Annotated in this window: 15 protein-coding genes and 1 riboswitch; of the genes, 6 read left to right on the forward strand and 9 right to left on the reverse strand. The window is 36.4% G+C overall.

The features are described from left to right. Positions 1-22: 22 nt before the first annotated feature. The 6 genes from AC5LXI_RS02750 to plsB all read right to left on the reverse strand — a co-directional run bounded on the left by AC5LXI_RS02750 (position 23) and on the right by plsB (position 9,588). Positions 23-985 (reverse strand): ABC transporter substrate-binding protein, encoded by a 963-nt coding sequence (locus tag AC5LXI_RS02750; protein WP_065578409.1) that lies wholly within the window; start codon positions 983-985, stop codon positions 23-25. A gap of 119 nt (positions 986-1,104) precedes the next feature. Continuing rightward, positions 1,105-2,013 (reverse strand): formate dehydrogenase accessory protein FdhE, encoded by a 909-nt coding sequence (gene fdhE, locus AC5LXI_RS02755; RefSeq protein WP_493443415.1) that lies wholly within the window; start codon positions 2,011-2,013, stop codon positions 1,105-1,107. Positions 2,014-2,102: 89 nt separating this feature from the next. After that, complete coding sequence (locus AC5LXI_RS02760) at positions 2,103-2,801, reverse strand: formate dehydrogenase subunit gamma (protein WP_065614648.1); 699 nt, start codon at positions 2,799-2,801, stop codon at positions 2,103-2,105. After that, positions 2,794-3,768, reverse strand: coding sequence for a formate dehydrogenase subunit beta (fdxH, locus tag AC5LXI_RS02765; RefSeq protein WP_081298845.1), 975 nt, complete (start codon positions 3,766-3,768; stop codon positions 2,794-2,796). Before fdxH ends, AC5LXI_RS02760 begins: the two co-directional genes overlap by 8 nt. Before the next feature lie 15 nt (positions 3,769-3,783). Then, positions 3,784-6,852: a formate dehydrogenase-N subunit alpha gene (gene fdnG / locus AC5LXI_RS02770; protein WP_493443416.1), complete on the reverse strand. Its 3,069-nt coding sequence runs from the start codon at positions 6,850-6,852 to the stop codon at positions 3,784-3,786. Between the two features lie 300 nt (positions 6,853-7,152). After that, complete coding sequence (gene plsB / locus AC5LXI_RS02775) at positions 7,153-9,588, reverse strand: glycerol-3-phosphate 1-O-acyltransferase PlsB (RefSeq protein ID WP_493443417.1); 2,436 nt, start codon at positions 9,586-9,588, stop codon at positions 7,153-7,155. A gap of 446 nt (positions 9,589-10,034) precedes the next feature. On the opposite strand from plsB, the gene AC5LXI_RS02780 reads away from it, so the two are divergent. Next, positions 10,035-11,378 carry a Na+/H+ antiporter family protein gene (locus AC5LXI_RS02780; RefSeq protein ID WP_493443418.1) on the forward strand — a complete coding sequence of 448 codons (1,344 nt, stop codon included), beginning with the start codon at positions 10,035-10,037 and terminating at the stop codon, positions 11,376-11,378. Between the two features lie 31 nt (positions 11,379-11,409). Beyond that, positions 11,410-12,699 carry a 16S rRNA (cytosine(967)-C(5))-methyltransferase RsmB gene (rsmB, locus tag AC5LXI_RS02785; RefSeq protein ID WP_493443419.1) on the forward strand — a complete coding sequence of 430 codons (1,290 nt, stop codon included), beginning with the start codon at positions 11,410-11,412 and terminating at the stop codon, positions 12,697-12,699. A 56-nt stretch (positions 12,700-12,755) separates the two neighbouring features. On the opposite strand, the gene AC5LXI_RS02790 is transcribed toward rsmB, so the two are convergent. Beyond that, positions 12,756-13,295 (reverse strand): NAD(P)H-dependent oxidoreductase, encoded by a 540-nt coding sequence (locus AC5LXI_RS02790; protein ID WP_493443420.1) that lies wholly within the window; start codon positions 13,293-13,295, stop codon positions 12,756-12,758. Between the two features lie 111 nt (positions 13,296-13,406). Between AC5LXI_RS02790 and AC5LXI_RS02795 the strand changes: the two genes are divergently transcribed. The 3 genes from AC5LXI_RS02795 to radA all read left to right on the forward strand — a co-directional run bounded on the left by AC5LXI_RS02795 (position 13,407) and on the right by radA (position 16,308). Further along, positions 13,407-13,748 (forward strand): winged helix-turn-helix transcriptional regulator, encoded by a 342-nt coding sequence (locus tag AC5LXI_RS02795; RefSeq protein WP_493443421.1) that lies wholly within the window; start codon positions 13,407-13,409, stop codon positions 13,746-13,748. Positions 13,749-13,947: 199 nt separating this feature from the next. Continuing rightward, on the forward strand, positions 13,948-14,922 hold the full coding sequence (gene serB / locus AC5LXI_RS02800; protein WP_493443422.1) for a phosphoserine phosphatase: 975 nt from the start codon (positions 13,948-13,950) through the stop codon (positions 14,920-14,922). A 9-nt stretch (positions 14,923-14,931) separates the two neighbouring features. Next, the gene (gene radA / locus AC5LXI_RS02805) at positions 14,932-16,308 is read left to right on the forward strand and encodes a DNA repair protein RadA (protein WP_086320860.1); all 1,377 of its coding nucleotides are present in this window, start codon (positions 14,932-14,934) and stop codon (positions 16,306-16,308) included. Positions 16,309-16,402: 94 nt separating this feature from the next. Here radA and ppnN read toward each other — a convergent pair whose 3' ends face one another. Further along, positions 16,403-17,779: a nucleotide 5'-monophosphate nucleosidase PpnN gene (ppnN, locus tag AC5LXI_RS02810; RefSeq protein WP_493443423.1), complete on the reverse strand. Its 1,377-nt coding sequence runs from the start codon at positions 17,777-17,779 to the stop codon at positions 16,403-16,405. 348 nt (positions 17,780-18,127) lie between these two features. Beyond that, a riboswitch (molybdenum cofactor riboswitch) is annotated at positions 18,128-18,253 on the forward strand. Here ppnN and moaA point away from each other — a divergent pair. Further along, positions 18,250-19,224 (forward strand): GTP 3',8-cyclase MoaA, encoded by a 975-nt coding sequence (gene moaA / locus AC5LXI_RS02815; RefSeq protein WP_493443424.1) that lies wholly within the window; start codon positions 18,250-18,252, stop codon positions 19,222-19,224. It overlaps the preceding riboswitch by 4 nt. Here moaA and gluQRS read toward each other — a convergent pair. Next, the gene (gene gluQRS, locus AC5LXI_RS02820) at positions 19,204-20,094 is read right to left on the reverse strand and encodes a tRNA glutamyl-Q(34) synthetase GluQRS (protein WP_493443425.1); all 891 of its coding nucleotides are present in this window, start codon (positions 20,092-20,094) and stop codon (positions 19,204-19,206) included. The two genes, moaA and gluQRS, sit on opposite strands and share 21 nt — an antisense overlap. Positions 20,095-20,105 lie beyond the last annotated feature (11 nt).

Consider the following 20,105-nt stretch of genomic DNA (forward strand, 5'->3'; position numbering starts at 1 on the left):
GATGATTATTTAAGATAAGGATTTATTTTTGACCGATAACTTTATAGGCTGATTCGATAACATCTGCTGATAAATCAATTCCTTGCTTCTTAGCTGCATCAATATTGACCACCAAACGTAATGCTTGACCTATTTCTGGCGTAATATTTCCTGGTGCTTCACCATTTAAAACTCTTACCACAAGTTTGCCTGATTGGCGGCCAACATCGTAATAACTCATACCATAAGCGGCAACTGCACCACGTTCAATTGCATCGGGGAATGATGCTAACAGAGGTATTTTATTTTCGTTGGCAAATTTAACTAGTGATTCATAAGCCGAAACAACATTGTTATCTGTTGTCGTATAAATAAGATCAACTTTTCCTTTAAGTGTATTGGCAGCAGTTGAGATATCTGCGGTACGTTGAGCCGGTACCGCGATTAATGATATATTTTGTTGACTAAGTTGCTGTTGTAGATTTTTTAGCACTACAGTTGAGTTAATTTCACTTGGACTATAAATATAACCAACCGCTTTTACATTAGGTACAATTTTCTTCATAAACTCAATTTGAGGGCCTATTTCTTGATAATCTGAAACACCAGTAACATTGTTATGTGTTGGTTCCCAGTTTTTGATTAATTTAGCTGCAATTGGATCGGTAATTCCAGCAAAGACGACCGGGATTTGTTTGGTCGCGGCAACCGTTGCTTGGGCACTTGGTGTAGCGATAGCGACGATAACATCAGGTTTAGCTGCGACAAATTGGCGTGCAATTTGTGCGGCTGTAGCACTACTACCTTGGGCACTTCGATATTGTACCTGCAAGTTTTCATTCAATTTAAAACCACTTGCGATTAACTCATCTTTTACCCCATCACGGATTTGATCTAATGAAGGATGTTCAACAATTGCGGTTATCGCAACATTTTTTATGGTATCAGCTAAACAGGAAAATGATGTAATTACTAACATCACTATCAATAATAAATAACGTTTCATTATCAAGAACTCATAAACTAGTACAGTGATATTATTCTAGTCCTAATAATTTAAAATGTTAAGTAATATTTTTATAATTAATTATTATAAAAAGATAAAATGTTCCTGATTGAAAAATTCTATTTTTGTGCAAAAACAAATGGGTTTATTCCACTTTTTGCGAATCCTTCTTCTTCTGTTTTTATATCTAAGATTAATGATGCTACATCATCGGCAATAACTTCTATGTGAGGATCTTTATCTTGATCTAAAATTTTCAAATAGCTATGACAGGCATCACAACATTCAGTTTTTATTGCTGCCATTTCGTTATCTAATGAGAAATATTGGATATCTTGCATATTATCGCAACAAGTACATTTTACTCGCGGTACATACCATTCGCTTTCACACAAACTACAATGAAGATATCTTAAACCATTATTACCGCCAAGTTGAATCACACTAGCAACCGGTAGGCTATTACAAACAGGGCATAGCCAACTTTGATCAGTATTTTCAGCAACTGCTTTTCCTTTAATTTGATTAGCCAGTTGACTGTAATAAACCGATAATGCAGACCAAATAAATATAGATTCGTTGCCTTCGACCAGATCAAATTTACCCTGTAATAAACTAATCGCTTTTTCTTGAAGTTGTTCGGGATTATTTTGTTTTAATCGTTGAATTACGGCTTCAATTTGTTCACTGGTATCGGAAAAAGAATTTAATAGTTCAGATAAATAATCTTGCCAAATATCATTTAATGGTAAATTCTCTAAACTTAATGGCGCTAAGCCATTATTGAGTAAATTTGGTGCTTCAATAGCGTTTTGTTGGTTAATTAATTTGGCTTGTTGCTCTGCTATTTTTGCACAAAATAGTAAATAATCATTTAATGGGTTATTTTCGGCTAAAGTTTTTAAACGTGCCGCACGGTGAATATAAAGTGTTTTCGTTGATGGATAAAATAGCAATGGGATCTGCCTAATTACTGAGCTTGTATTTTGTTGTTCAAGTTGTTCTTGTGAAATGATTTTTATACTCATTATTGATTACCACTTTGAGGTTTTATCCAGAATTGATTTAGCCATTTAGTAGATCTGCTGATTAATATCAGCAGATCTACTATTAGACTTTATAAAGCAGGTTTTTGCTCAGTTTGCGGTGATTGCTCAACCTTGGTTTCACTCTCGGCATTAAGTTCTTGCTGATAAACTTTTTTCATTTCTTCTTCGTACCAGGATGAATGATTTTTAAACGCCCAAGCTCGAGAAACATAGCCAGTTATCATACCTTTTATGGAACCTTTTACCCAAAGTGCCATATAAGCATGGCCAATGGCTAATAAAATAAGACATATAGCGGCAAAAGAATGTAAAAATATGGCAATACGAACTATTTGAATTGGGAAGTAATCGGAAACATAGCGACGCCACATGATTAAACCTGTGACAAATAATACAAAGATCAGACTCATAATGCACCAGAATAGAAATTTCTGACCAACATTATACTTACCGATCGGAATACCTTCTTCTTTACCCATAATGACGTGTTTAAAGTTTTTAATCCATAACAGGTCATTTTTATTTGGAATATTATGATGTGCTAGTTTTATAAACATAAACATTAATAAAACGAATACTACACAACCAATGATTGGATGCAACGCTCTAACTAGTTGTGGTGTACCAAGAAATAATCCAAATAGCTTAATGGATGGAAAAAACAGCGACAAACCAGATAGTGCCGTTAGAATAAACAAACAGACCATACACCAATGACAGAAACGTACAATAAGTGGTGTTCTTAATATCATTCCTTTTTTATTCATGATGAGCCTCCGATTGCGACGAATTAGGCGTATTTTTCCGGCCAAAAATAGGCAATCCTAAACGTTTCCTTGCTTGTTTATCTGCTTCTTTTTCGTGTTCTATATCTTCTTCATCGACTTCAATCGCACCGACACCCATATAGTGGAACAGCAATCCACCAAAAGTAGCGACAAAAGCAGCTGCTGATAGTGGCTTCCAAGCACCTTTCCAGAATTTAACAATTTCACTAACTTGCGGGTCTTTTGGTAAGCCATGATAAAGTTCAGGTTGATCGGCATGATGTAAAACATACATAACATGTGTGCCACCCACACCTTCAGGATTATAGAGACCAGCGTGTTCAAATCCACGTTTTTTCAAATCAGTAATTCGATGCTCGGCATGACGAATCATATCTTGTTTGGTGCCAAAATGAATCGCTCCTGTTGGGCAAGTTTTTACACAAGCTGGCTCTTGGCCAACTGCGACGCGATCAACACATAATGTGCATTTATACGAATGATTATCTTCTTTGCTGACACGCGGAATATTAAATGGACAACCAGCAACACAATAACCGCACCCTATGCAATGTTCCGATTGAAAATCAACAATACCATTTGCATATTGGATGATTGCTCCTTCTGATGGACACGCTTTTAAACAACCGGGATCTGCGCAGTGCATACAACCGTCTTTACGGATAAGCCATTCAAATTTGCCATTAATTTCAACTTCTGAATAGCGCATAACGGTCCACGCTTTTGGTTGTAAGTCGGCTGGATTATCATAAACGCCGACGGTATTGCCTACTTCTGCTCGTAGGTCATTCCATTCGCTACAAGCGACTTGGCAAGCTTTACAACCGATACAGGTAGTTACATCAATTAACTTGGCAACTTCCTGCTGATAATCTCGTACACGAGGTGCAGGAGTTAAAGCGTTAGTTGCTGAGCGGCGAATAATATCTTGAGTTTGTAATGACATAATTTATCCTCCCTCTTATGCCGCTGTAGTAACTTTTTCGATGTTAACTAAAAAAGATTTATATTCCGGTGTTTGTGAATTAGCGTCACCTAAATGAGGTGTTAATTCATTAACCAAAAAGCCTTTTTTAGTTTGCCCCGTGAATCCCCAAACAATTGGAATTCCGATGGTTTCGATCTCTTTACCATCAACTGTCAAAGTTGGTAAACGTTTTGTCACAACTGCTTTGGCTTTGATGTAACCTCGATATGAGGTAACTTTAACCGTATCACCTAGTTTTATGCCTTTTTTATTAGCAAGATTTTCACTCAGTTCAATAAATTGTTCTGGTTGTGTGATGGATGCTAATCTTGCATGTTGCGTCCAGAAGTGGAAGTGTTCAGTAATACTGTATGTGGTGCCAACATACGGAAACTCATCTGCTTTACCTAAGCGAGCTAAATCCTCTTTAAATGCTCTAGCAACTGGGCTATTAACTTGTTTAGGATGCATAGGATTATTGGAAATTGGTGTTTCAAATGGCTCATAATGTTCAGGGAATGGACCATCAACCAAACGATTTAAGCAGAATAATCCACCTAAACCGTCATTATTCATGATAAATGCACCGGCACCAGAGCTTGGTGATAATGTACCGGTAAAGTCAGCGACATCATTACCATCCCAATTTGTACCATTCCATTTGATTAACACTCGATTTGGATCCCATGGTTTACCATTTTCGTCGGCCGAGGCTCGGTTATACAATACTCGTCGATTCATTGGCCATGCCCATGCCCAGCCAGCATGGATACCTTTACCGGATGGATCGCTAGGATCGCGGCGAGCCATTAGATTACCTTGCTCAGTCCAAGAGCCACAGAATATCCAGATCCCTGATGAGGTAGAGCCGTCAGCTTTTAATTGTGAAAAACCGCTTAATAGTTGACCTTTTTTCAGGATGACATTGCCACTGTTATCCGTTAAGTCAGCTAATGCTCGACCATTACACTCTTTAGCGAGTTCTTCAGCCGATGGACCTTCTGGATCTAGATAATCCCAGCTTAAATTGTTAATTGGTTCGTGATAAGCACCACCTTCTTCTTCATAAAGCTCTTTAATTCTTAGGTAAATGCGGGCAATAATCTCTGGATCATAAAGTGATTCATAAGGAGGTCTTGCTGCTGCCCAGTGCCATTGTAATAAACGTGATGAGTTAACAATTGTGCCGTTTTCTTCAGCAAAGCAGTTAGCAGGAAGCCTAAATACTTCGGTTTGAATTTTGCTTGGATCAACATCATTGGATTCGCCATGATTTTTCCAAAACTCAGCGGTTTCGGTTGGCATTGGATCAATGCTAACTAAAAATTTAAGCTTAGATAATCCATCACGAATACTATTTTTATCAGGCAGTGCTGCTAATGGGTTGAAACCTTGGCAAATAAAACCATTAGCTTGACCATCACGCATCATTTTGCTGAATCTTAAAACATCATAGGTTTTATCCCATTTTGGTAACCAATCAAATCCCCAATTGTTATCTTGAGTGGCATTCTCACCGTACATTGCTTTCATAAAGCTAACAAAGAATTTCGGGTAATTACCCCAAAAATTGACCTCATTTGGACCGAGTGGTTTAGGGGTTTTTTCTGTCAGATATTGCTCTAGTGAAGTTTGCGATTCTTTGGGTAAGTCAAGATAAGCAGGTAATCGATTAGATAGTAATCCTACATCAGTTAAACCTTGAATGTTTGAGTGTCCACGTAAAGCATTGATACCACCGCCCATAACACCAATGTTGCCAAGAATAAGTTGGATCATCGCTGCAGTGCGAATGATTTGAGTTCCATAGGTGTGCTGAGTCCACCCTAAGGCATATAAGAAAGTTGCAGCACGATCGTTGGTTTTGGTACTAGCAAGAGATCGACAAACATGTAAAAAACCGTCTATTGGACTACCGGTAACTTTGTTTACCATTTCTGGTGTATAACGACTCACATGTTGTTTTAATAAATTCCATACACAACGTGGATGACTTAGGGTTTTATCTCTTAATGCATAACCATTCTCATCTTTTTGATATGCCCAACTAGTTTGATCGTATTGACGGTTAGCAGCATCATAACCACTAAATAAACCACTATTTGTATCAAAGTTAAAATCATCACGGACAATTAAACTGGCATTAGCGTGGGTAACCAGATATTCAAAATTTACTTCGTTATGTGAGATAAGGTAGTTAATAATGCCAAGTAAAAAAGCAATGTCAGAACCGGCACGAATTGGTACATAATGATCAGCGACGGAGGCAGTTCGATGAAAACGTGGATCAATTGCAATCAGTTCCGCACCGTTAGTAATTTTAGCTTCAATAGCCCATTTAAATCCAACCGGGTGGGCTTCCGCTGCATTACCCCCCATAACGATAACCACATTAGCATTTTTGATATCATTCCAATTATTGGTCATAGCGCCTCGACCAAATGTCGCTGCCAAACTAGAGACAGAAGGACCATGACAAACCCTAGCTTGGGTTTCGAGGCTTAACATTCCTAATGAACGAGCAACTTTAAAGGCTAACCAACCCGTTTCATTACTCGCTGCTGAGGTAACCAACCAGCCGGTTGTTGTCCAGCGATTAACGGTTGTACCTTGTGCATTTTTTTCTTGAAAATTTTTATCTCGGTCAGCTTTCATCAACCGGGCAATACGATCAATTGCTTCATCCCAACTAATCCGTTGCCATTTATCAGAACCTGGAGCACGATATTCAGGATATTTAACCCGTTGTTCGCTTTTTATATAATCAAGTACTCCAGCCCCTTTTGGACAAAGAGAGCCTCGGCTAACTGGATGATCAGGGTCACCTTCGATATGAAAAATAGATGATTCGGCATTTTTTGCTCCATCGCCTCGGCTATAGAGGAGCATTCCACATCCTACTGAACAGTAAGTACAATTATTTCGCGTCTCTTTTGATTTTAATAATTTATATTGGCGAGTTTGTGCAAGAGCTATGCTCGGGGCAAGTCCCAGCGTAGCTACTGTGGTTCCAGCCATGCCACCAGCACAGATCTTAAAGAACTGTCTACGGTTAAATAGCATATGAACTCCTTAAAAAGCTGACATTACATTATTTAGATTATTATGTAGGAATTTATAAACATCCTTATTAATTGTAATGATAATATTTAATTGAATGGAAATAAAGGGATAAATATCGAAAAGTTTGATATATGTCAAAAAAAATTGTGCTATTTACTTAATTGTTTAATGACGTTTATAAAGAATAAGATTATTTTAAAAAACAGCGATAGAGACAGAAAAATAGATATTTATTTAATGGTTGAGTTTCTAGTTTATTAGGCTTACTTAGAATAATCAAGTAAGCCTTAGTTAATTTAATTATGACGGATTAATTTCGTCAATGGTCTGCATTACACGGTTAGTAATTAGTGGTTTAAGTATTTTATTCATGGTTTCGATTTTTGGTAAATTGGCATCGTCTTTATCATCTAAATAACCTTGTTCACGAAGTGAAGCAACTAACGTTGAAAAAACACCTTTATCGAAAAATTCAGGAGCATTTATACCGTGTAATATTGATAGCCGTTCAGCAATTAAACGCCCTTCCTTTTCTAATGTCGCGCGACTAATCGTTGGATCTTTTTGCAACAATGAAAATGCGATGACATAGCGTTGCAATGTATCTCTTGAAGATGACGCTAATAGCTGTAAACCTGACATTTTTAAGTAATTCAATGTTAATTTGTTAGGCAAATAACTAATTAGATTTAATTCGGCATAAGTGGCTATAATTTTATTCACATATTCAGTTAATTGCTCTTCATTATGATATAAAAACAGTTCTGATTTTATTAAAGGGAAAAGTAACTTAACTTGCATAAGCACTTCATCAGTTGAAATGCGATTATGCTTAAGTAAGATTCTAGCCACAATTGCCGGTATAATAAGTAAATGTTGAATATTATTGCGATAATAGGTCATCAATACGGCTTGTTCAGTAGTTAACCCAACCATTTCCCCAACTTCATCAGTCGTAATGACAAATTTACCCATCTCTTTGGCATGTGCAAACATCTCTTCAGCAGTTTGATCGGGAATAGTAATCAAATCAGAATATGGAATGTTTTTTAATAATTTTAAGAGATAATCAATATGCTCTAATAGTTTTGCTTTGGTTAAGGTGCATTGATCGGCAGCTAATAATATGGAGCAACATAAATTCATAGCATTAATAGCTGCTGAAGAGTTAATATGTTCCATTATTTGTTTAGCAAGTAAGTTAGTTGTGGGTGTTAACCAGTTAGGACGCTGCATTCCTGTTGGATCGATGGCATCACGCCATTTTGGTATTTGCTGATTTAGAAAGTGATTTAAAGGTATTGGTTTACCAAAGTTAACATAGCCAAAGCCTAATTTCTTTAATTTTAAAAAGGCTTTAATGGTGCGCCATAAACTCTCTTTTTCTTTTTTAGCACCGCGAAGCTCATTAGCATAAGTTGCAACTTCTAAAACGTGTTCGTAACCAATATAAACAGGAACAATCGTGATTGGGCGTGCATCACCACGCAATAAGGTTTGGACTGTCATCATTAACATTCCGGTTTTAGGATCAAGTAGTCTTCCTGTACGTGAACGCCCACCTTCAATGAAATATTCGACGGCGTAACCTCGGATAAATAATTCCGCTAAATACTCTCTAAAAACTGCGGTATAAAGTTTGTTGCCTTTAAATGAGCGGCGGATAAAAAATGCGCCTAAATGTCTAAAGATAGGACCAGCTGGCCAGAAATTTAAATTGATACCAGCTGCAATATGTGGTGGGACCAATCCTTGTCGATAAAGCACATAAGATAATAGCAAATAATCCATATGGCTTCGATGACATGGTGCGTAAACTATTTCGTGACCATTTTCAGCTAATTCTCGGACTGGATCGGCATTAGTTACTTTTAAACCTTGATAAAGCCTATTCCAAGCCCATGTTAGAACAAAATCAGTCACTCTTAACATACGATAAGAAAAATTAGCCGCAATTTCATTTAAGAGTGATAAAGCATTCTTTTTGGCTTTATCAAGGCTAATATCTTTACTTTTGGCTTCCTCTTGTATTGCTTCCGCAAGAGCGGGATTAGCTAATAATTTATTGAGCATTTCTTGTCGAACAGGTAATTTAGGTCCAACGGAAGCGGCTCTTTGTTTTGCAAAATGGATGCGTGCCACCCGTGCTAGTTTATGTGCTAGAACAGAAATATCTTGTTTATCATCAACTTTGATATTTTTAAAAGATACTGTTCGAGAAAATCGAGTATAACAATCACGACCAGAAACTAAGATTTTATAAAGTTTGTAAGTTGCACCTAATACTTGTAATGAAGGCATTTTTTTGTCTTCTTTATCTGGTTTACGCCCAAACATGACAGATACAGGCAACATTTGCACATCAAGTTCATCATTTTGTTGATGCGCCGAAATGTATTCTCTTAGAATTTCAATAGACTTACTTTTTTGTTTATTCGAAGCAAAAATTCCTGGTCCTTTATCGATATAAACATAAGCAGGTACCGCTTTACCATTTATGTCAATGCCAACTAAGGGATCAGGTAAATTATATTTAAGGCAAAGCGATCTAACTACCATTAAGTCAATCTGAGAGTTATAAGGTAGTACATATAAAATTGGGCGATGAATATCGAGATCCAATTCTGTAATGGGATCGGTAGGAATAGGTTTACTTTTAACAAAAAGCTTAACTGGAATTTGAATTAGTGAAAAATAAACTTTTGTCCACCAAGAAAACATAAAAATAAACCTCATACTTTGTTGCTAATTATCTACTTAAATCATTTTAAGTTATTAATTTACCAACCTAATAATGAATGTTTAAGCTGTAAATTGATGTCTTGTTTTAGAATAACAAACACAAATTCAAGTATATATGTGTCATTGTATGACCGTTAGCAAATTTGCATAATCTTGTTGTTATTGCAACAATATTATGATAATGACAGCGTATTATAAAGGTTTATTTATATCAACACCACATTGGACATTAATTACCTGTTTTCAATAATTAAAGACGGCTTTTTGTACAATCTTTTATAAAGGCATAAAAATTAGTTGTTTCTAATTGATAGGATTAAGGTAAGTGTTCTTTGTTCCTCCTAAAAATAATTTACGATAGTAAGTGTATACTAACAATTGCACTTTAAATAGCTATCGCCTAGAATAACCCCCTTTATCTCGCTACGAAGAATCTATTTATGAATACTATTCTTGAGCTGTTTTCCTCAGTAAATGCAGTTGTTGTTGCTGTTATTTTAATGTTAGTGCTTTCGCTTTGCCGAGTTCATGTGGTAATTAGCTTAATTATTGGTGCATTTGCAGGTGGTTTGTCTAGTCATTTAACACTAAAAGAAACCATAGACGCTTTTAATACAGGTATTAGTAACGGGGCTAATATTGCCTTATCTTATGCTATGTTAGGTGCGTTTGCCGTGGCTATTTCTAAATCAGGATTACCAGAATTATTAGCTGATAAAGCCATTAAACAATTAACTACTAATGATGCCAAAACACGAATTAAATGGTTGTTAATTATTATTATCGGGTTAGTTAGTATTTCCTCACAGAATATTATTCCAATTCATATCGCCTTTATTCCGCTATTAATTCCACCACTTTTATATGTGATGTCGAGATTACAATTAGATAGACGAATGATTGCGTGTATTATGACATTTGGTTTGATTACGCCATATATGTTTTTACCGGTCGGATTCGGTAATATCTTTTTAAACCAAATTTTGCTAAAAAATATTATTTCGTCAGGAATGGATGTTAGTCATGTTAATGTCATGCATGCTATGGCTATTCCTGCTTTCGGCATGTTTGTTGGTTTACTATGGGCTATTTTTGTCAGTTATCGTAAGCCGAGACAGTATGAACTTATCCGTGAAGAGAGTCATGCCGAACAGTTTAGTAATGTAAGTGCTCGTTCACTTATTATCTCATTATTAGCGATTATTCTTTCTTTCACTGTGCAACTTTATACTGGATCGATGATATTAGGTGCGTTAATTGGTTTTATTTGCTTTATTGTTTCAGGTTCAATCAAATGGGGCGAAGCAGACGGAATCTTCACCGATGGTATCAAAATGATGGCAATGATTGGTTTTGTGATGATTTCTGCGCAAGGGTTTGCCGAAGTATTAAAACAGACGCATGAAATAGAACCTTTAGTTGTTAATAGTGCAGCGTTATTTGCTGGTAACAAAGTCGTGGCCTCTTTCATGATGATGTTAGTTGGTTTGGTCATTACGCTGGGAATTGGCTCGTCATTTTCTACTGTTCCAATTATTGCGGCAATTTATGTTCCGTTATGTGTTCAATTAGGATTTTCACCAATTGCGACAGTTTGTTTAATTGGTGCATCAGGAGCTATCGGTGATGCCGGTTCACCACCTTCAGATACTATTTTAGCCACATCTGCTGGTTTAAATAGTGATGGACAGCATGACCATATCAGAGACAGTGTTATTCCAACCTTTACCCATTTCAATATTCCGTTATTTATTGCTGGATGGGTTGGATCATTGATTCTTTAAACAATCAAAAGAATTAAGGTTATTATTAGTTATGAATAAAAAGCCATACCAAAATATTCGTGCGCTTTGTGCAAAAGCTATTTTTGCGGTACTTGAAGAAGGACAATCGCTTAGTACGGCTTTAGCCTCTTTGAATCATCAACTTGCTGATAAAGACAAAGCACTAGTGCAAGAGATCTGTTTTGGTGTAATGCGAGTGCTACCAGAACTGGATTTCTATATTCATAACTTAATGAGCAAGGTCTTAACTGGGAAAAATAGAATTTTACATTACTTATTGTTAACTGGATTGTACCAAATTCTTTATACCCGAATTCCTGAACATGCCGCTGTAGGTGAAACAGTAGGTGCGGTTAATGATTTAAAAAAACCGCAATTAAAAGGTGTGATTAATGGCGTTTTACGTGAATTTTTACGCCAACAGTTGTCATTAAAACAAAAATTTCAGCAAGATAGTAAACAACAAATTAGTCAGACCTTACATCCTAGTTGGTTATTAAATCGTTTAAAATCAGCTTATCCAGAGCAGTGGCAAACAATTGTTAATGCGAATAATCAAAAACCACCTATGTGGTTACGAGTTAATCTTAACCATTATTCGGTTAGTGAATACCAACAATTACTTGAAAAACAACAGATTGCTTGCGAGTCTTTTACTGATATCCCTTGTGCTATTCGCTTAACTACGGCGGTAAATGTGACTAAGTTACCGTTTTTTGCTGAAGGAGCGGTAACAGTACAAGATTTATCAGCACAATATGCGGCTTATCTATTAGCACCTAAAAATGGTGAGCAAATTTTAGATATGTGTGCCGCTCCTGGCGGTAAAACCACCCATATTTTAGAACTTGCGCCAACCGCTAATGTATTAGCTGTAGATGTTGATGCCAACCGAGTTAAACGAATTGATGAAAATTTAACACGCCTAAAACAACATGCACAAGTCAAAGTTGGTGATGGTTTAACCCCTGAGAAGTGGTGTGATGGGCGTCAGTTTGATCGCATCTTGCTTGATGCTCCGTGTTCGGCTACCGGGGTTATTCGTCGTCATCCTGATATAAAATGGTTACGACGTGATAGCGATATCGCTCAGCTCACCGAACTACAATATGCTATTTTGACACGTATCTGGCCTTATTTAAAAACAGGTGGCACTTTAGTTTATGCCACTTGCTCCGTATTACCAGAGGAGAATAAGTTACAAATTGCCCGTTTTTTACAACAAACCCCCAACGCTAAACAGCAGGGAGAACTTAAGCAGTTTTTACCGACTGAATTGGCTGGTGATGGTTTTTTCTATGCTGTATTAAGGAAAGAATAGTTATTAGTAATAATGTTTGATGATTTATTATGCAAATATAAATCATCACCATTATTCTATTGCTTATATTTTTCAATCATTGCAACTAATTTTTCACTATGTTGTATTGCTTTGGCCTTTATTTCATTTGGCTCAGCGGTTACTGGTGATACCCCATATAAAACAACGGGTGTTAGGTATTGCATTTGGCTATAAAGTGCGGATAGTTTTACTGGTTGATGTAGATGATCGATTATATTAGCGTCATAATCACTATAATTTTTCTCAACTTGTCCGATAGTTAAACTGGTTAGTAATTTTTTATCTTTCAATTTATCGCCTTTTGAACCATAGGCAAATTGATAGGTAAATACATCATCAAACCATAATTTTAGGATCGCTGGCATATTAAACCAATACATCGGGTATTGTAAAATGATTAGCTCGTGTCTTAGCAATGCGGCTTGTTCTTCTTGCACATTAATTTGATAGTTTGGATAAAGCTGATGAATATTGCGAACTTCAAGATCTTTAACTTTATTTTGTAAGGTTTCAACAATAGTTTTATTGGCTGTTGATTGTTCAATATTAGGATGACCTAAAATAATTAATGGCATAATATTTCCTTTGTTTTTATACTATAAAAAATTGAGTTACTCTATTTAGTTTATTGACAAATATTTTTTAAGCAATATCTATCAAACTTGATAGTATAGTTAGGAATATGTATGCAAAGTGGTGAAGAACGGCCGTCAAAACGCTATAACAATAAAACTTATTATTGCCCAATAAGTTTAGCAATGGATTTAATTGGTGGAAAATGGAAAGGTGTAATCCTTTATTATTTACTTTCAGGGGAAAAACGATTTAGTGAGTTAAAGATATTGGTTCCAGAAGTTACCGATATGACATTAAGCATTCAACTTAAAAAATTGGAACAAGATGGGCTTATTATTCGCCGTGTTTATGGCCAAAAACCACCACTTAAAGTGTTATATAAACTAACTCCACTTGGTGAAAAAGTTGGTCCCGCGCTTGAACAACTCTGTTTATGGGGTGAGGGAATTTAGTTGTCATTTTTGCCTTTTTAATTGTTAGTTTATTTGCAATGATTAATGATGAATTAAATTCTTACTCATAAATTTTTGAGGAACGGGGTTTTTTAAGCCATAAAATTTAATCAATAACATCTTATCATCGTTACTTGGACAATCTTTGGCAGATATGGTAAATTCCGAATCTGTTTTGCACTTTTAAGACTCTCGAAATATGGCTTACACATTAACCTATAGTGATCTCCCCGAAAATATACAATATTGGCAAGGTTTACCTTTATCTTTAAATGGTTGTGAGGTCGTTCCATTAGATTACAATGCCGGAAAAACCGGTTGGATTATTTATGGTAAAAAGTTAAATAAAACCTTGCTGTCAAAATTTCAAAGACAGCTGGCAATGCCGATGGTTGTGGTTTCTTCATGGAAAATTAAAACCTATCAAATTGTGCGTATTGCAGGAGTAATGCCAAAAAAAGCCAAATCGATTTCGTTAAGCTTAGGGATTGATGTTGCACCGATCGATAATTTACCAACCTTACATTCTCCTGGCTTATTGGTTATGGATATGGATTCAACCGCTATTGGTATTGAATGTATTGATGAGCTGGCAAAGCTACAAGGTGTTGGTGAACAAGTTGCCGCGGTCACCGAGCTCGCTATGCGCGGTGAACTTGATTTTGCCACCAGTTTACGCAAACGCGTAGCTACCTTAAAAGGTGCAGAACAAACTATTTTAGATCAGGTAAAAGAGAGTTTACCATTAACGCCGGGATTAACTTATTTAGTTAAAGAGCTACATAAAAAAAATTGGCACGTTGCTATTGTTTCAGGAGGATTTACCTATTTTGCTGACCATTTAAAACAGAAGTTGAAACTGGTTGCTGCTCATGCTAATGAGTTAGAAATTAAAAAAGGTCAGTTAACTGGTAAAGTGATAGGGCAAATTGTTGATGCTAAATATAAAGCGCGAACGTTACAACAATTGGCGGTTTCTTTAGATATTCCGATTGAACAAACTGTTGCGATAGGTGATGGTGCCAATGATTTAATGATGATTAGAATTGCTGGACTTGGTGTTGCTTATCACGGCAAGCCAAAAGTGGTTGAAAAAGCAAGAATTAGTATCAATTATGCTGATTTAACTGGTTTATGGTGCATTCTATCTACCAGTTTATTAAGTGAAGGTTAGGAGAAAAATTTGGCCAAAACCGTAAAGCGCGCTTATGTATGTAATGATTGTGGCGCCGACTATCCTCGTTGGCAAGGTCAATGTAGTGCTTGTCATGCTTGGAATACGATTACTGAAGTGAGGTTAGCTAGTACTTCATCACGCAATGATCGATTAACCGGTTATGCTGGTGGTGCCGGGCAAACTAAAATCCAAAAATTATCTGAAATTAGTTTAGAGGCTTTACCTCGGTTTTCAACTGGATTTTCTGAATTTGACCGCGTACTTGGTGGTGGCGTGGTACCAGGTAGTGCAATCTTAATTGGTGGTAATCCTGGTGCCGGTAAAAGTACTTTGTTATTGCAAACAATGAGTAAATTGTCTGCACAAATGAATACACTCTATGTTACTGGTGAAGAGTCATTGCAACAAGTGGCAATGCGTGCCCATCGTTTAGGTTTACCTACTGATAATATTAATATGTTGTCTGAAACCAGTATCGAGCAGATCTGTTTATTGGCCGAACAATCTCAACCAAAATTAATGGTTATCGATTCAATTCAAGTGATGCATCTTGCTGATATCCAATCTTCGCCAGGCAGTGTGGCACAAGTTCGTGAAACAGCAGCTTATTTAACCCGGTTTGCCAAAACCAAAGGAATTGCCATTATCATGGTTGGCCATGTGACTAAAGATGGTTCGCTGGCTGGTCCTAAAGTGCTTGAACACTGTATTGACTGCTCGATTTTACTTGATGGTGATGCGGATTCTCGATTTCGTACTTTGCGTAGTCATAAAAATCGTTTTGGTGCCGTAAATGAGCTTGGTGTGTTTGCCATGACCGAACAAGGCTTGAAAGAGGTTAGTAATCCGTCAGCAATCTTTTTAAGTCGTGGTGAAGAGATGTTATCTGGTAGTTCAGTAATGGTGCTGTGGGAAGGCACTCGGCCATTATTAGTTGAGATCCAAGCGTTAGTTGATCACTCTGTTTATGGCAATCCAAGACGAGTAACTGTCGGGCTTGATCAGAACCGATTGGCACTGTTATTGGCTGTTTTACATCGTCATGGTGGTTTACAAATGGCCGATCAGGATATTTTTGTTAATGTTGTCGGTGGGGTAAAAGTGACTGAAACGAGCGCTGATCTAGCATTAATTGCCGCATTGGTATCAAGTTTTCGTAATCGTCCTTTACCACAAGATGTGGTAATTTTTGGTGAAATAGGATTAGGTGGTGAAATCAGACCGGTACCAAGTGGCCAAGAACGTATTTCAGAAGCGGCTAAACATGGCTTTAAAAAAGCGATAGTACCTATTGCCAATATGCCGAAAAAGAAACCAGAAAATATGCAGATCTTTGCGGTTAAGAAAGTATCTGAAGCACTAGATATTTTAAGTGATTTGTAGGGTTTTTCTTGTTGAAAATATTCCGCCGATTTAATTCTGCAATTTAATCTTAGAATTTAATTATCGGCGGAAAAGAAGTTATTTAATTTTAGCGTTAATAACAAATTTCATAACAAGGTTGGTAAGCACTACCTCCAGGTAGCTTCATACGGTCTTGTTTTACATAGCTAAGTAGTAAATTATCTAATTGTTTCATGATCTCTGGATCACCTTGCAATTTATAACGGCCATGTTCAGCAATTTGTTTCATACCGAATTCTTTAACATTACCGGCCACAATACCAGAAAAAGCTCGACGTAAATCAGCAGCTAATAATTCAACAGGTTGATCTTTATGTAGATTGAGTGATGCCATGTTTTCATGGGTTGGTTCAAATGGGTGCTGTAATGCTTCATCTATTTTCAGTAACCAGTTAAATCCGTAAGCATCTCCAGTTGCTAAACGTGATGATTTAACCTGTTTGACGCCATGTTTCATGATGCGAGCGACTTGTTCTGGCGAATCAATGATAATTTCATACAGTTTAGTTGCTTCTTCTCCTAAGGTGTTGCGGATAAATTGGTCAATTGCAGCAAAATAATCTTCACACTCTTTGGGACCAGTTAAAATAATTGGTAAAGTTTGATTTTTATTGGCAGGATTGAGCATAATCCCCAAAATATAAAGCAATTCTTCTGCGGTACCTGGGCCTCCAGGAAAGATAACAATACCGTGCGCCATACGCACAAAGGCTTCAAGTCTTTTTTCAATATCCGGCATAATAATAAGTTCATTAACCAGTGCATTTGGTGGCTCTGCGGCAATAATGGATGGCTCGGTCATACCAATAAAGCGACTATCTTTGATCCGTTGTTGAGCGTGCCCAACCGCAGCTCCTTTCATTGGTGCTTCCATAATTCCCGGACCACATCCAGTACAGATATTTAGTTCACGTAGCCCTAGTTGCATACCAACTTGACGAGCATAATAATATTCGTTTTCGTTGATAGAATGGCCTCCCCAACAAACAATTAGGTTAGGTTCTTCACCAACATGTAGCGCATTGGCATTACGTAGAATAGAAAAAACAAGATTAGTAATATAATAGGAGCGATCTTTTTCAAGCTTCTCGTTAGGTACCAAATGTTTAATCGCGATAATTTGGCCATTTAAAAAAAGAATATCACGTAAAACAGCAAACAGATTGGCTTGAATTGAGCGAATGATTCGTTTATCAACAAATGCACTTTCGGGCGCATTAATCAGTTCTAATTTGACACCACGCTCTTTGCTGATAACGTTAATTTCGAAGGATTTAAATCTATCCAATAATTCTTGGGTATTATCTGTTTTACTGCCCGCATTAAGAGTGGCCAAGGAACAATTTCTATATAATTGATAAAGTTCGCTATTTGCCGACTTTTTTAAAATATCGACTTCTGCTTGCGCAAGTAAATCCATTGATCCTAATGGACTAATATGGGTAATCATCACAACCTCCATTTGACGGTTTTATCGACAAAAAATCATTATATATTCAAACAGAATAAAAAATAAGTAAATCTGATAATAACCTAATTTATCAATTAAATTAATTTAACATGAAAATATGTAACTATTTTTTCAAATAGAATTTTTCAATATTACATTAACCAATGATTTAAATATCATTGTAGTAAAAAATTATCGCAATTTTAGTTATTAAATTACCTGATTGGGCTTAGCGTTATCGATACTGAGTATATTAATAACCGTGTAGGATCTTAGATAAAAATAAATTGTTTTTTATTAGATTGATATTAAATAATTGTCCATAGTCAAAAAATAAACGCTATGCTAGACTAAACCAAACTCTGAAGCTACTTTGCCTAAGTGATAATATTATTCATATGGTAATTTAGCCGCGGTATAGCTCAGAAATGGCTATGCTTCCCGATTTGGATAAGGTGTTTATTATATATATGCAATTAGTTGATAATTATCAACGTCGATTCCAATATTTGCGCTTATCGATTACTGAACTTTGCAATTTTCAGTGCCAATATTGTTTACCTAATGGATATCGACCTATTAAAGATCATAAATTTTTATCGTTAAATGAAATTGATAATGTCATATCAACATTTACCGAACTTGGCGTGCATAAAATTCGCTTAACTGGTGGCGAACCGACTTTGCGTCGAGATTTTATGGATATTTTGTCAATTATTTCGGCTTACCCGAGTATTAAACAATTGGCAATTACCACCAATGGCTCACGATTATTAAAAAATGTCCATTATTGGCAACAAGCTGGGCTTAACGCTATTAATATTAGTATTGATAGTTTTTCTCCTTATATTTTTAAACGAATAACAGGCCAAGATAAACTGCAAGAGTTAATGCAAGGAGTTGAAAAATCATTAGATGTTGGTATTGAGAAAGTTAAAATTAATACCGTTCTAATGAAAAATATGAATGATCATCTGAGTGATTATTTAGCTTGGATTAAACACCGACCAGTAGAATTACGTTTTATTGAACTGATGGAAACAACCGAAAGCCGTCAATTATTTAATCACTATCATTTAGCTGGTCAAACGATGGAGTTTCAACTTATTGAACAAGGTTGGCAATTACAAGCAAAAGAGGCATTATCTGGGCCAGCTAAAGTTTATGCACATAGTGATTATCAGGGTAAAGTTGGTTTAATTATGCCTTATTCGCAGGATTTTTGTAAAAGTTGCAACCGATTACGAGTTTCATCGCTTGGTAAATTATATTATTGTCTTTTTGGTGATGCAGCTGTTGATTTACGGGATTTGCTAAACAGTCCAGAACAGAAAGCACAACTTAAAGCACGTGTATTAGCTTCGCTATCAATAAAACCGGAAAAACATTTATTACATGAGCATAATCTAGGCATCTCACCTAATTTATCTTATATCGGTGGTTAACACTTGGTTTTGTTTCGGTACTTGGTTAATTTTCCAGTGAGTGATTGCCCAATCTAATAACTGTGTTTGTGAGGCATCTTGCCAATTGTCTGGCAATTGTTGACCTAAAAATTGTAATGCTTGTGCGGTTAATAAATTCGCTTTTTTACTATCAATTGGGCTAGCATGGTTCTGTTTTGACAGCTTATTACCATGACTATCTAAAGCCAATGGTAAATGGCAGTAATTGGGAATGGTGAAATTAAATAATCGATAAAGCGAAATTTGTTTAGCGGTCACCGGCAGTAGATCTGCACCGCGAACAATTTCGGTGATTCCTTGATAATTATCATCCAATACTACAACTAAATTATAAGCAAATAGCCCATCTTTGCGATGAATAATAAAATCCTCTAAAGCATTAGCGGAATCAATAGTTTGTTGACCACGAATTTTATCATCGAAAGAAAAAACTGGCTGACTTTGCTTTAATCGAATAGCACATTGCTGTTGGTTCGTTGATGCTAAATGTCGCTCACGACAAAAGCCATCATATATCCCATTGCTAAGATTATGGATCCTTTGTCTGGTACAATCACAATAATAAGCTTTTTGTTGAGTAATGAGCGATTGTAATACGGCTCGATAACGCTCACTACAATTTGATTGATATAAAACTTGGTCATCCCAATACAGCTCGAAAGCCTCTAAGGTTTTTAATATTAACGATGCGGCGCCTTTGACTTGCCGTGGTGGGTCAATATCTTCAATGCGAACAAGCCACTTACCAAAATTGGCTTTGGCTTGTAAGTAACTACCGAGAGCCGTCACCAACGAACCAAAATGTAATGGTCCAGATGGTGAGGGGGCAAAACGACCAATATATTGCATGGGCGTATTGA

Source organism: Gilliamella sp. LMG 34361 (assembly GCF_984569075.1).

Excerpts from the sequence above, each read along its gene's own strand:
- AC5LXI_RS02750 (WP_065578409.1), bottom strand. The coding sequence starts at position 985 with ATGAAACGTTATTTATTATTGATAGTGATGTTAGTAATTACATCATTT.
- fdhE (WP_493443415.1), bottom strand. The coding sequence starts at position 2,013 with ATGAGTATAAAAATCATTTCACAAGAACAACTTGAACAACAAAATACA.
- AC5LXI_RS02760 (WP_065614648.1), bottom strand. The coding sequence starts at position 2,801 with ATGAATAAAAAAGGAATGATATTAAGAACACCACTTATTGTACGTTTC.
- fdxH (WP_081298845.1), bottom strand. The coding sequence starts at position 3,768 with ATGTCATTACAAACTCAAGATATTATTCGCCGCTCAGCAACTAACGCT.
- fdnG (WP_493443416.1), bottom strand. The coding sequence starts at position 6,852 with ATGCTATTTAACCGTAGACAGTTCTTTAAGATCTGTGCTGGTGGCATG.
- plsB (WP_493443417.1), bottom strand. The coding sequence starts at position 9,588 with ATGAGGTTTATTTTTATGTTTTCTTGGTGGACAAAAGTTTATTTTTCA.
- AC5LXI_RS02780 (WP_493443418.1), top strand. The coding sequence starts at position 10,035 with ATGAATACTATTCTTGAGCTGTTTTCCTCAGTAAATGCAGTTGTTGTT.
- rsmB (WP_493443419.1), top strand. The coding sequence starts at position 11,410 with ATGAATAAAAAGCCATACCAAAATATTCGTGCGCTTTGTGCAAAAGCT.
- AC5LXI_RS02790 (WP_493443420.1), bottom strand. The coding sequence starts at position 13,295 with ATGCCATTAATTATTTTAGGTCATCCTAATATTGAACAATCAACAGCC.
- AC5LXI_RS02795 (WP_493443421.1), top strand. The coding sequence starts at position 13,407 with ATGCAAAGTGGTGAAGAACGGCCGTCAAAACGCTATAACAATAAAACT.
- serB (WP_493443422.1), top strand. The coding sequence starts at position 13,948 with ATGGCTTACACATTAACCTATAGTGATCTCCCCGAAAATATACAATAT.
- ppnN (WP_493443423.1), bottom strand. The coding sequence starts at position 17,779 with ATGATTACCCATATTAGTCCATTAGGATCAATGGATTTACTTGCGCAA.
- moaA (WP_493443424.1), top strand. The coding sequence starts at position 18,250 with ATGCAATTAGTTGATAATTATCAACGTCGATTCCAATATTTGCGCTTA.
- gluQRS (WP_493443425.1), bottom strand. The coding sequence starts at position 20,094 with ATGCAATATATTGGTCGTTTTGCCCCCTCACCATCTGGACCATTACAT.